Origin of the sequence: Vibrio sp. AH4, from assembly GCF_030710545.1 — a bacterium.
Classification (GTDB): Bacteria; Pseudomonadota; Gammaproteobacteria; order Enterobacterales; family Vibrionaceae; genus Vibrio; species Vibrio metoecus.
On the sequence record NZ_JALAIV010000001.1, the window covers coordinates 1,538,084 to 1,550,437 of the forward strand.

General features: G+C 47.9%; 10 protein-coding genes. 9 read left to right on the top strand and 1 reads right to left on the bottom strand.

Annotated features, from left to right (window positions below):
- The first annotated feature begins 9 nt into the window (after positions 1 to 9).
- From nusA to MKA69_RS07345, 9 genes are all read left to right on the top strand, one after another.
- Positions 10 to 1,497, top strand: a complete 1,488-nt coding sequence (gene nusA, locus MKA69_RS07305; protein WP_305847761.1) for a transcription termination factor NusA — start codon at positions 10 to 12, stop codon at positions 1,495 to 1,497.
- Between the two features lie 24 nt (positions 1,498 to 1,521).
- Positions 1,522 to 4,218: a translation initiation factor IF-2 gene (infB, locus tag MKA69_RS07310; protein ID WP_000195237.1), complete on the top strand. Its 2,697-nt coding sequence runs from the start codon at positions 1,522 to 1,524 to the stop codon at positions 4,216 to 4,218.
- 101 nt (positions 4,219 to 4,319) lie between these two features.
- Positions 4,320 to 4,718 carry a 30S ribosome-binding factor RbfA gene (gene rbfA / locus MKA69_RS07315; protein ID WP_001123658.1) on the top strand — a complete coding sequence of 133 codons (399 nt, stop codon included), beginning with the start codon at positions 4,320 to 4,322 and terminating at the stop codon, positions 4,716 to 4,718.
- A complete protein-coding gene (truB, locus tag MKA69_RS07320; RefSeq protein WP_305847762.1) occupies positions 4,718 to 5,656 on the top strand; it encodes a tRNA pseudouridine(55) synthase TruB in 939 nt (312 codons plus the stop codon). Before rbfA ends, truB begins: the two co-directional genes overlap by 1 nt.
- Positions 5,657 to 5,797: 141 nt before the next feature.
- Entirely contained in the window at positions 5,798 to 6,067 is a 270-nt protein-coding gene (rpsO, locus tag MKA69_RS07325; RefSeq protein ID WP_000055655.1) for a 30S ribosomal protein S15, read from the top strand.
- A 300-nt stretch (positions 6,068 to 6,367) separates the two neighbouring features.
- On the top strand, positions 6,368 to 8,497 hold the full coding sequence (pnp, locus tag MKA69_RS07330) for a polyribonucleotide nucleotidyltransferase (RefSeq protein WP_305847763.1): 2,130 nt from the start codon (positions 6,368 to 6,370) through the stop codon (positions 8,495 to 8,497).
- Positions 8,498 to 8,611: 114 nt separating this feature from the next.
- The gene (gene nlpI / locus MKA69_RS07335; RefSeq protein ID WP_095469812.1) at positions 8,612 to 9,523 is read left to right on the top strand and encodes a lipoprotein NlpI; all 912 of its coding nucleotides are present in this window, start codon (positions 8,612 to 8,614) and stop codon (positions 9,521 to 9,523) included.
- 97 nt (positions 9,524 to 9,620) lie between these two features.
- Positions 9,621 to 10,031: a MarR family winged helix-turn-helix transcriptional regulator gene (locus MKA69_RS07340; RefSeq protein WP_055029681.1), complete on the top strand. Its 411-nt coding sequence runs from the start codon at positions 9,621 to 9,623 to the stop codon at positions 10,029 to 10,031.
- 37 nt (positions 10,032 to 10,068) lie between these two features.
- A complete protein-coding gene (locus MKA69_RS07345) occupies positions 10,069 to 11,406 on the top strand; it encodes an MATE family efflux transporter (RefSeq protein ID WP_095459248.1) in 1,338 nt (445 codons plus the stop codon).
- 57 nt (positions 11,407 to 11,463) lie between these two features.
- Here the strand turns inward: MKA69_RS07345 and MKA69_RS07350 are convergent, their stop codons facing one another.
- The gene (locus MKA69_RS07350) at positions 11,464 to 12,342 is read right to left on the bottom strand and encodes a U32 family peptidase (RefSeq protein WP_305847764.1); all 879 of its coding nucleotides are present in this window, start codon (positions 12,340 to 12,342) and stop codon (positions 11,464 to 11,466) included.
- Positions 12,343 to 12,354: the final 12 nt, after the last annotated feature.

Below are 12,354 nucleotides of genomic sequence, written 5' to 3' on the forward strand. Positions count from 1 at the left end.
GCTAGAACAATGAGTAAAGAAATTTTAGCGGTAGTTGAGGCGGTTTCTAACGAGAAAGCGGTACCTCGTGAGCGTATTTTTGAAGCGCTGGAAACTGCGTTAGCAACTTCAACTAAAAAGAAGTATGAGATTGAGATCGATGTTCGCGTTGCGATCGATCGTAAAACTGGCGCTTTTGAAACCTTCCGTCGCTGGTTAGTGGTTGAGAATGTTGAACATCCAACCAAAGAGATTTCATTTGAAGCAGCAAACTTTGATGATGAATCTGTGCAGATGGGTGACTACATTGAAGATCAGATCGAATCTGTAACCTTCGACCGTATTACTACCCAAACAGCTAAGCAAGTGATCGTACAAAAAGTACGTGAAGCTGAGCGTGCACAGATCGTTGAACAATTCATCGATAACGAAGGTGAGTTGGTAACGGGTGTGGTGAAGAAAGTAAACCGCGAGACAGTGATTCTGGATCTGGGTAATAACGCCGAAGCGGTTATCCTGCGTGAAGATCAACTGCCACGTGAAAACTTCCGTCCTGGTGATCGCGTGCGTGGCCTGTTGTACAAAGTGGCTCCGGAGGCACGTGGCTTCCAACTGTTCATCACCCGTTCTAAACCAGAAATGCTGACCGAGCTATTCCGTGTGGAAGTTCCTGAAATCGGTGAAGAGCTGATTGAACTGAAAGCGGCCGCTCGTGACCCAGGCTCTCGTGCCAAGATCGCTGTGAAAACCAACGACAAGCGTATTGACCCTGTGGGTGCGTGTGTGGGTATGCGTGGTGCACGCGTACAAGCGGTTTCGGGTGAGCTAGGTGGCGAGCGTATTGATATCGTGCTGTGGGACGATAACCCAGCGCAATTTGTCATTAACGCCATGGCTCCGGCTGATGTTGCTTCAATCATTATGGATGAAGATACACATTCAATGGATATCGCTGTTGAAGCGGATAACCTTGCGCAAGCGATCGGCCGTAACGGCCAGAACGTACGTCTTGCCTCTCAACTGACTGGTTGGGAATTGAACGTAATGACGGTTGCGGATCTGCAGAAGAAGCACCAAGAAGAGTCAATGGCATCTATCGAGAACTTCATGAAGTATCTCGATATCGAGCAAGATTTTGCTGAGCTTCTGGTTGAAGAAGGTTTCTCTACGCTAGAAGAGATCGCTTACGTACCAATGAACGAGCTACTTGATGTTGATGGTATGGATGAAGATCTGGCCGAAGAACTGCGTAGCCGTGCAAAAGAAGCTCTGACGACGATTGCTCTGGCAAAAGAAGAATCGTTCGAAGGTCTTGAGCCTGCAGAAGATCTGCTTGCACTAGCAGGACTGGAACGCGACATGGCATTCAAACTGGCAGCAAAAGGTGTTGCGACACTGGAAGATCTGGCTGACCAAGGTGTGGATGATTTAGAAGGTATTGAAGGTCTGACCGAACAACGTGCGGGTGAGCTTATTATGGCTGCTCGTAACATTTGTTGGTTTGGTGAAGACGCATAATTTTCAGCAAGGGGAGGAAGCGGCATGACACAAACTACCGTTAAAGCACTGAGTGAAGAAATTGGAACACCAGTAGACCGCTTATTAGAGCAACTTGCTGATGCAGGAATGAACAAGGCTGTTGCGGATCATGTATCTGAAGATGAGAAGCAGAAATTGCTTGCTCATTTGCGTAAAGAGCACGGCGATGCGACAGGCTCTGAGCCAACGCGTTTGACACTCCAGCGTAAAACCCGTAGCACACTGAGCGTGAATGCCGGTGGCGGTAAAAGTAAGAATGTTCAGGTTGAAGTGCGCAAAAAACGTACGTATGTTAAGCGCAGTTCTGTTGAAGATGATGCGACTCGTGAAGCGGAAGAAGCCGCAATGCGCGCCGCAGAAGAGCAAGCACAGCGTGAAGCTGAAGAAGCAGCGAAACGTGCGGCTGAAGAAAAAGCCAAACGTGAAGCAGAAGAGTCAGTAAAACGTGAAGCAGAAGCAAAACGTGTGGCGGAAGAGAAGGCGAAGCGCGAAGCGCAAGCTGTCGCTCAACCACGTTCTGACGAAGAAAAATTGAAGCAAGAAGCAGCGCGCAAAGAAGCCGAGGCGCTAAAACGTCGCCAGGAAGAAGAAGCAAGACGTAAGGCCGAAGAGGAAAGTCGCCGTCAACTTGAAAAAGTACGCGAATTGGCTGAAAAAAATGGTGAGCGTTGGTCTGCTGAAAAAGAGACTGTAGGTGATATGCAAGAAAACACTGATTACCATGTAACGACTTCGCAATATGCACGCGAAGCGGAAGATGAGGCAGACCTCCACGAGGAAGGTGCTCGTCGTCGCTCCACAAAAGCGAATAAGAGAAAGATGTCTTCTCGCGATGACAACCAAGAACGTGACGCTCGCCCTCGTGGTGGCAAAGCGGGTCGTAAAGGCCGCATCAACAAGCCAATGTCTATGCAGCACGGTTTTGATAAAACCGCTGTAGTAGCAAAAGCGGATGTTGTGGTTGGTGAAACCATCATCGTTTCTGAACTGGCACAAAAAATGTCAGTGAAAGCGACCGAAGTCATCAAAGTGATGATGAAAATGGGCGCAATGGCGACCATTAACCAAGTGATCGATCAAGAAACTGCTCAATTGGTAGCAGAAGAAATGGGTCACAAAGTGGTACTGCGTAAAGAAAACGAACTGGAAGAAGCGATCCTTTCGGATCGTGATGACAAGTTCGACGAAGTTTCTCGTGCGCCAGTCGTGACCATCATGGGTCACGTTGACCACGGTAAGACTTCTACGCTGGACTACATCCGTCGTACACACGTTGCCTCTGGCGAAGCGGGTGGTATTACTCAGCACATCGGTGCTTACCACGTTGAAACACCAAACGGCATGATCACCTTCCTCGATACTCCTGGACACGCGGCGTTTACCGCAATGCGTGCTCGTGGTGCGCAAGCAACGGATATCGTGGTACTGGTTGTTGCTGCGGACGATGGCGTAATGCCGCAAACCGTGGAAGCTATCCAGCACGCGAAAGCGGCGGGTGTTCCACTGATCGTTGCAGTAAACAAGATCGATAAAGACACGGCTAACCCAGATAACGTGAAAAACGAACTGGCGCAGTACAATGTTATGCCTGAAGAGTGGGGCGGTGAGAACATGTTTGTTCACATCTCTGCAAAACAAGGTACAAACATTGAAGGTCTTCTAGAAGCGATCCTGCTACAAGCTGAAGTTCTTGAACTGAAAGCGGTGAAACAAGGTATGGCATCTGGCGTGGTTATCGAATCTCGCCTAGATAAAGGCCGTGGTCCTGTGGCAACCGTTCTGGTTCAATCAGGCACTCTGCGTAAGGGTGACATTGTTCTGTGTGGTCAAGAATATGGCCGCGTTCGTGCAATGCGTGATGAAGTGGGTAACGAAGTTGAAGAAGCTGGCCCATCGATCCCTGTGGAAATCCTCGGTCTGTCTGGTGTTCCAGCAGCCGGTGATGAAGCAACCGTAGTACGTGATGAACGTAAAGCGCGTGAAGTGGCTAACTACCGAGCTGGTAAGTTCCGCGAAGTCAAACTGGCGCGTCAACAGAAGTCTAAACTGGAGAACATGTTCTCTAATATGACAGCGGGCGATGTGGCTGAGCTGAACATTGTACTGAAAGCTGACGTACAAGGTTCTGTAGAAGCGATTGCGGATTCTCTGCGTAAACTTTCTACCGAAGAAGTGAAAGTGAACATCGTAGGTTCTGGCGTAGGTGGTATCACTGAAACTGATGTGGTGTTGGCTGCTGCTTCTAACGCTATCGTGGTAGGCTTTAACGTACGTGCTGATGCATCTGCTCGCCGTACCATTGAAGCTGAAAACATCGATCTACGTTACTACTCAATCATTTACCAATTGATCGACGAAGTGAAACAGGCGATGAGCGGCATGCTTTCTCCTGAGTTCAAACAAGAGATCATCGGTCTGGCAGAAGTTCGTGACGTATTTAAGTCACCAAAACTGGGCGCGATTGCAGGCTGTATGGTTACTGAAGGCGTTATCAAGCGTAATGCTCCGATCCGCGTTCTGCGTGATAACGTAGTTATCTACGAAGGTGAACTGGAATCTCTGCGTCGCTTTAAAGATGACGTTGCAGAAGTTAAGAATGGTTACGAGTGTGGTATCGGCGTTAAGAACTACAACGACGTTCGCGTCGGTGACCAGATCGAAGTGTTCGAAACGATTGAAATCCAACGTACTATCGACTAATCAACTACTGTTGCATTAATCAAGGCAATGTAGGCTGTTGAATACACCATGGGGGGCTGGTCGAAACCATCCCCCCATTCTTTCTATCAGTGAGAAAAGATATGCCGAAAGAATTTAGCCGCACACAGCGTGTGGCACAGCAATTACAAAAAGAACTGGCGATGATCCTGCAACGTGAAGTGCGCGATTCTCGTCTAGGTATGGTGACCATTTCTGATGTAGAAGTGTCGCGCGATCTGGCTTACGCCAAAGTGTTCGTGACATTCCTGTGCATCGGTGAGCAAACACCAGAATCTTGCTTGGCTGCTTTACGTGAGCACGAAGTGCAAATCCGTATGATGTTAGGTAAGCAAATCCGCTTACGTTTGACACCAGAAATTCGCTTCTACTACGACAACACTTTGGTTGAAGGTATGCGCATGTCAAACCTAGTAACGGAAGTGATCAACAGTGATAAGCGTCGTATGCATGAAGCTGGTCGTGATGAGGACGAAGCGTAATGGCTCGTCGACGTAAAGGTCGGGTTATCCACGGTGTGATTCTGTTGGATAAGCCGACAGGAATTTCCTCCAACGACGCTTTGCAAAAAGTTAAACGTCTCTATGGTGCTGAAAAAGCTGGCCATACCGGCGCACTTGACCCTCTGGCGACCGGCATGCTGCCGATCTGTCTCGGTGAAGCCACTAAGTTTTCCCAATTTCTGCTTGATTCCGATAAACGTTATCGTGTGATCGCAAAATTGGGCGAACGTACCGATACGTCAGACTCTGACGGTCAAGTGGTGCAAACGCGCCCTGTCAACGTGGAGCGCGATACACTTCTTGCGTGTATTGAAAAGTTTCGTGGTGAGACCGATCAAGTCCCATCCATGTTCTCCGCGTTGAAATATCAAGGTCGTCCACTCTACGAATACGCTCGTCAGGGTATTGAAGTGCCGCGTGAAGCACGCAAGATCACCGTGTATGAGATTGAGCTGCATCGCTTTGAAAGTGATGAAGTGGAGATGGAAGTGCACTGCTCAAAAGGCACTTACATCCGTACCATCGTCGATGATCTGGGTGAAATGCTGGGTTGTGGTGCTCATGTCACGGTGCTGCGTCGTGTTGGTGTTGCTAACTATCCGTATGAACGGATGGTGACACTAGAGCAGCTCAATGCATTAGTTGAACAAGCCCATCGTGATGAAAAGACGGTTTCTGAAGTTCTCGATCCGCTATTACTGCCGATGGATACCGCTGTGGAAGCCTTACCTGAAGTTAACGTGATCCCAGAGCTGATGCAGCTTGTGCAGCATGGACAAGCGGTGCAGGTTTTTGGTGCGCCAACTGATGGTATGGTGCGCATTACTGGCGGTGAGCAGAAGTTGTTCCTTGGCGTTGGTGAGATTGACGATAACGGTAAGGTAGCGCCGAAACGCTTAGTCGTTTACGGCGAATAAACCCGCAGGATGGCTCGTTTGATGGCGAGACATTCCGCTTGTGCGAGTCAGGATTATTCCCTATAATTCGCGCTTCTCGTGTCGGCTGAATCAGAGATTGGCTGACACAAACTTAAACCTCAAACTCTTTAGGAGAGAATTATGTCTCTGAATGCAGAAACTAAAGCAGCAATCGTTGCTGAATACGCACGTTGTGAAAATGACACTGGTTCACCAGAAGTACAAGTAGCTCTGCTGACTGCTTCTATCAACCACCTGCAAGGTCACTTCCAAGCACACAAAGGCGATCACCACAGCCGTCGTGGTCTGCTGCGCATGGTTTCAAGCCGTCGTAAGCTGCTGGACTACCTGAAAGGCAAAGATCTGTCTCGTTACCAAGATCTGATCAAACGTCTAGGCCTGCGTCGTTAATTCGTCGCTGCAAAGCACAGTTTGTACAGAAAAGGGGCGAAAGCCCCTTTTTTGCACTCTAAATTAGCTATCCTTCCGTTAAGTAGTTTATACTACCCGCCGTTCAGTTCGCGTGACTGAGCAAGTTTGTACTCATGGCATTACCGTCACCGCAGTCGACCAAAAGGTCGCGGCTATTAAAAACAGATTGTTCTCTCGACTATTTCCCCAAGTTTCAGTCTTTTTTTACTAGTCGCGATTCGTAGTGCTTTGAGTATTGATGATTTGATTTCAGGCTTGTCCTGAGAATAAGGAATACTCATGTTCGAAAAACCAGTAGTAAAAACGTTTCAGTACGGTAACCACACTGTTACTCTAGAAACCGGTGTTATGGCTCGCCAAGCAACGGCAGCAGTTATGGCAACCATGGACGACACCGCAGTGTTCGTCAGCGTCGTTGGTAAGAAAGAAGCCGTTGTGGGTCAAGATTTCTTCCCTCTGACTGTAAACTACCAAGAGCGTACTTACGCTGCAGGTAAAATCCCTGGTGGTTTCTTTAAGCGCGAAGGTCGTCCTTCTGAAGGCGAAACGTTGACAGCACGTCTGATCGACCGCCCAATTCGTCCACTGTTCCCAGATGGTTTTACCAATGAAGTGCAAGTGATTGTTACTGTTGTTTCTGTTAACCCAGATGTACAACCTGACATCATTTCTATGATCGGTACTTCTGCAGCGCTGGCGATTTCTGGCCTTCCATTCAATGGCCCAATCGGTGCCGCTCGTGTAGGCCACATTGATGGTCAACTGGTTCTAAACCCAAGCGAAAAAGAGCTGAAACAGTCTCGTTTGGATCTGGTTGTTGCGGGTACTGACAACGCTGTGCTGATGGTTGAATCAGAAGCGCAAATTCTGACTGAAGAAGAGATGCTGGCTGCGGTTGTGTTTGGTCACGATCAACAACAAGCCGTTATCAATGCCATCAACGAATTCGCAGCTGAAGTGGCAACTCCAGCATGGGAATGGGTTGCTCCAGCTGAAAACACTGAGCTGAAAGCGAAAGTGGCTGCTCTAGCAGAAACACGTCTGGTTGAAGCGTACCAAATCACTGAGAAGATGGCGCGTTATGCTCGCATCCATGAAATCAGTGCTGAAGTGAGCGCTGCTCTGCTGGCTGAAAACGAAGCGTTGGATGCAAAAGAAATCCACACGATTTTCCACGATTTGGAAAAAACCGTTGTACGTCGCAGCATCATCGCGGGTAACCCACGTATTGATGGCCGTGAAAAAGACATGGTTCGTGCTCTGGACGTACGTACTGACGTTCTGCCACGTACTCACGGTTCTGCACTATTCACTCGTGGTGAAACTCAGGCTCTAGTAACAGCAACGCTGGGTACTCAACGTGACGCACAGATCATCGATGAGCTGACTGGCGAGAAGAAAGACCACTTCCTACTGCACTATAACTTCCCTCCATACTGTGTAGGCGAAACTGGCTTTGTTGGTTCACCTAAGCGCCGCGAAATCGGTCACGGCCGTTTGGCGAAGCGTGGTATTGCAGCGGTTATGCCTTCAGTAGACGAATTCCCGTACACAGTACGTGTGGTTTCTGAGATTACTGAATCGAACGGCTCATCTTCAATGGCTTCTGTGTGTGGTTCATCTCTTGCTCTAATGGATGCAGGTGTTCCAATCAAGGCTTCTGTTGCGGGTATCGCAATGGGTCTGGTGAAAGAAGAAAATGATTTCGTCGTTCTGTCTGACATTCTGGGTGATGAAGACCACCTAGGCGACATGGACTTTAAAGTAGCGGGTACCGCAACAGGTGTGACTGCACTGCAGATGGACATCAAGATCGAAGGTATCACTAAAGAGATCATGCAAATTGCACTGAACCAAGCAAAAGGTGCTCGTCTGCACATTCTGTCTGTGATGGATCAAGCGATCTCTGCTGCACGTAGTGATATCTCTGAATTTGCTCCACGTATCCACACCATGAAAATCAGTGTAGATAAGATCAAAGACGTGATCGGTAAAGGCGGTGCGGTAATTCGTCAGCTGACTGAAGAAACGGGTACTACGATCGAGATCGAAGATGACGGTACTATCAAGATCGCAGCAACTGACGGTGATCAAGCGAAAGAAGCGATTCGTCGTATTCAAGAAATCACTGCAGAAGTTGAAGTGGGCGTTATCTACACCGGTAAAGTGGCTCGCTTGGCAGACTTCGGTGCGTTTGTAACGATTCTTCCAGGTAAAGATGGTCTAGTACACATCTCTCAAATCGCTGACAAGCGTGTAGAGAAAGTGTCTGATTACCTGACAGAAGGTCAAGAAGTTCAAGTTAAAGTGCTTGAAATTGACCGCCAAGGCCGTGTTCGTCTAAGTATGAAAGAAGCGGTTGAAACGTCAGCAGAAGCTGCAGCTGACGTTGCACCACAAGCGGAATAATTTTCCGTTTACGGCAAAATCAACATGGCTTTTCCTTTTCTGAGGAAAAGCATGTTATAAAGGGGAGCGTTATTCGCTCCCTTTTTTATGCGAAATCCCACAGGAGTACGATGAGTGAAATGGTTTCGATTCCCTGCCGCAGTGATTGGATTGGCTTTGTTGTCTGGCTGTGCCTCACAACCTGAATCTACAACGCAGTGGATTTACCCCCCAATGGCGGTGCCATTACAAGCCTCTGTTCAGCAAGAAGTTCAAATCGCTCGCTTAACTCAATTGTTGCAGCGTTCGGATCTTGAGCCAGAATTGCGCGCCAAAATGCTTTTTGAGCGTGGTAACTATTACGACAGTGTCGGGTTACGTGATTTGGCTCGGCTCGATTTTACTCAATCACTGTCGATTAATCCGGTGCAACCTGATGTGTTTAACTTGCTTGGTGTGTATTACACCGAGGTGGGTGAGTTTGATGCGGCTTATGAATCCTTTGATTCTACTGTAGAGCTAGACCCAGGTAACGAATACGCAGTACGTAACCGTGCTATTGCATTGTATTACGGCGAGCGCCCACGATTGGCTCTGGAAGAGATCCAACAGCACTATCAACAAGACCCTGAAGATCCTTTCCGTGCTCTGTGGTTATACATCATTGAAAGTGATGTGGATGCAGTGAAAGCGCGGTCCGATCTGCTCGCGCGTTATCAACAGCATGATGAGCAGTGGGGGTGGGTGTTGGTCGGTTTGATGCTCGATCAGCTTTCAGAAGAAGTGGCCTTTAAAGCCATTATTGCAGGCTCGCGGGAAAATGATCTATTGGCCCAACGCCTGACCGAAGCATATTTTTATCTAGGTAAGCGTTATCAGATGCAAGGAGAGTTAGCGCACGCGCTGTCTCTTTATAAATTGGCGATCTCATTCAATGTCTATGAATACGTTGAACATCGCTACGCATTTATTGAACTCGGACGTATTTTCGAGCAGGCTCGTGAAGAGCGTTTAGCAAGAGCTAAAGCTGAATCGCTGACACAATAATGTCATCCATCAATGATAAAAAGCCGCTGATTGCGGCTTTTTTTATGCTTATTTTTTTGGCAGAATGGTTAGCCTTGCTAACTATATGTTGTGAATTATGCTAGAAAAAAATTTAGAGAAGATGGAGCGTTTTGCCGCCAAGGTTTGGCGTAAATACGGCAAAGAAGATCCGCTTGCCCAGCTTAGTTTCAACGAATATGACTATCTGAAAGTGATCCAAAATTCACCGCAAGCGATTCGTTTGACCGATCTGGCTATTGCTCTGGAGGTGACCAAACCTTCCGCATCGAACATGATCAAAAAGCTAGAAAGACGTGGTTTGGTTAAACGAGTTCAGTGCGAAGAGGATGCTCGTTCACAGCTTTTTGAACTCACAGAACAAGCGGGGTTGCATTTAGCTAGCGAGGCGCGAGTTTACCAAGTTTTAGCGCAGCAAGTCGCACAACATTTGTCTCCAGAAGAGGCCATTATGCTGGATTTATTGCTAGGTAAAGCGCTACGTCAGTGAGTTTTATTAGATAGGCTAACTAAATAGATATGTGTTTATGATGAATCGATCGATTTACCGACAGTTTGTTCGCTACACCATTCCGACGGTGGCTGCGATGCTGGTTAATGGTCTGTATCAAGTAGTGGATGGGATTTTCATCGGCCACTATGTTGGAGCGGAAGGGTTAGCGGGAATTAATGTGGCTTGGCCGGTGATCGGCACCATTCTCGGTATTGGGATGCTGGTTGGCGTGGGAACAGGAGCACTTTCTTCAATTAAGCAAGGTGAAGGACACCCTGATAGCGCTAAGCGTATTCTGGCCACTGGGTTGATGAGCTTATTGCTACTCGCCCCTATCGTGGCTGTGATCTTATGGTTTATGGCGGATGATTTTCTGCATTGGCAAGGAGCACAAGGTCGAGTGTTTGAGTTGGGCTTGCAGTATCTGCAAGTATTAATTGTTGGCTGTGTATTTACTTTAGGTTCCATCGCCATGCCATTTCTGCTGCGCAATGATCACAGCCCCAATTTGGCTACCTTGTTGATGGTGATTGGCGCTCTAACCAATATTGCCCTCGACTATATTTTCATTGCATGGCTTGGTTGGGAGCTGACGGGAGCGGCGATCGCAACGACGATCGCTCAACTTGTGGTGACGTCATTGGGTTTGGCGTATTTCTTTTCCAAGCGAGCCAAAATGCGCTTAACACGCCGTTGCCTAAAGTTGGAATGGCATTCGTTACCTAAGATTTTCGCGATTGGTGTTTCAAGCTTTTTCATGTACGCCTATGGTTCCACCATGGTGGCGTTACATAACACTTTGATGATTGAGTATGGCAACGCGGTGATGGTTGGTGCTTATGCGGTGATGGGCTATATCGTAACGATTTACTATTTGACGGTAGAAGGCATTGCCAACGGCATGCAACCGTTGGCCAGTTACCATTTTGGTGCACGCAATTATGACCATATTCGTAAACTGCTGCGCTTAGCAATGGGGATAGCGGTATTGGGGGGCATGGTGTTTGTGGTGCTGCTCAATGTCTTTCCCATGCAGGCGATCGCGATTTTTAACTCGACGGACAGTGAGTTGATGGCGGGGGCGCAGATGGGCATCAAGCTGCATCTGTTTGCTATGTATCTCGATGGTTTCTTGGTGGTGAGTGCGGCGTATTATCAGTCGACGAATCGGGGTGGCAAAGCCATGTTTATCACCGTGGGTAATATGTCGATTATGCTGCCATTCCTGTTTATTTTGCCGAAGTTTTTTGGTTTAAGCGGTGTGTGGATTGCGCTGCCCATCTCCAATATTGTGCTGAGTACAGGGGTGGCGATCATGCTATGGCGTGATGTGAGGAAAATGGGTCATACCGCGCAAGCTTCCTACGCATAGCGGTTGTGAAAAAGCCAAAAGGGTTGCCATGAGCAACCCTTTTTAGTGAACGTCAACTTAGTTATTTTTTACGGCTAACCCTGCCAGTTGATGCCAGTAACCGTTGCATTGGTGATTCTCAATGAGCTGCGGCTTTTGGCCTTGTTCGTTGGCTTTGAATTGCTGAAGATGTTGGAACGTCTCAACACCTAATGGGCTTAAACGTACCACATCCACCAACCCTGCCATACTTGGCAAATCATTAACCAAGTTGTAGCAATAGCCCGATTGAGTTTGAATGCCGTTGAGGTTAAATACCGATTGCCCCTCTTGGCTTGCGACTTGAATTCCGGTTGGGTAGCGAATACAGCAGGTTTCGCATTCATCTTTCGCACGGTTTTCTGCTCGTGCGGTGAAACAACGTGCCGAATACGCCAGTGGCAGATAGCCATGACTAAAGACTTCCACTTCAAACTGGTGACGAATGCCCAAATCATCACACTGCTGTAACGTGTTAATTAACCAATCACGCGAGAGCTCTACCGGCATACACCAACGGATCATGCCTTGCTTTAAAAACAGCTTCAGAGTGTGCGCGTTGTAGGTATTGACGGCAGGCCCCACGATAAAAGGAATGCCTTTTTCATGAGCCATTTGAATGGCCGAAACATCGTTGGCCTCAATCGCAAAGTCACCGTTATCAATGTATTTTTTCATCACATTGATTTCACTTGGCGCTTCGAGCAGAGCCATCGTGGAAAGCACTACCTGCTTGCCTGCATCCGAGAGGGATTTGGCAATGTCAAACCAATGCTGAGGTTTCATCTCACGACGTTTCGAGCAAACGGTTTCACCGAGATAAATGACATCCGCGACACTAGCGGCGGCTTGAGCATAGAAACTATCGACGTCTTGTTTTGGCCAGAAATAAAGTAGGGGACCTAAAGCATATTTCATAATCGCTTGACC

What these genes read in the sequence shown, in the direction of transcription:
- nusA (WP_305847761.1), top strand. Translation starts at nt 10, where the DNA reads ATGAGTAAAGAAATTTTAGCGGTAGTTGAGGCGGTTTCTAACGAGAAA.
- infB (WP_000195237.1), top strand. Translation starts at nt 1,522, where the DNA reads ATGACACAAACTACCGTTAAAGCACTGAGTGAAGAAATTGGAACACCA.
- rbfA (WP_001123658.1), top strand. Translation starts at nt 4,320, where the DNA reads ATGCCGAAAGAATTTAGCCGCACACAGCGTGTGGCACAGCAATTACAA.
- truB (WP_305847762.1), top strand. Translation starts at nt 4,718, where the DNA reads ATGGCTCGTCGACGTAAAGGTCGGGTTATCCACGGTGTGATTCTGTTG.
- rpsO (WP_000055655.1), top strand. Translation starts at nt 5,798, where the DNA reads ATGTCTCTGAATGCAGAAACTAAAGCAGCAATCGTTGCTGAATACGCA.
- pnp (WP_305847763.1), top strand. Translation starts at nt 6,368, where the DNA reads ATGTTCGAAAAACCAGTAGTAAAAACGTTTCAGTACGGTAACCACACT.
- MKA69_RS07340 (WP_055029681.1), top strand. Translation starts at nt 9,621, where the DNA reads ATGCTAGAAAAAAATTTAGAGAAGATGGAGCGTTTTGCCGCCAAGGTT.
- MKA69_RS07345 (WP_095459248.1), top strand. Translation starts at nt 10,069, where the DNA reads ATGATGAATCGATCGATTTACCGACAGTTTGTTCGCTACACCATTCCG.
- MKA69_RS07350 (WP_305847764.1), bottom strand. Translation starts at nt 12,342, where the DNA reads ATGAAATATGCTTTAGGTCCCCTACTTTATTTCTGGCCAAAACAAGAC.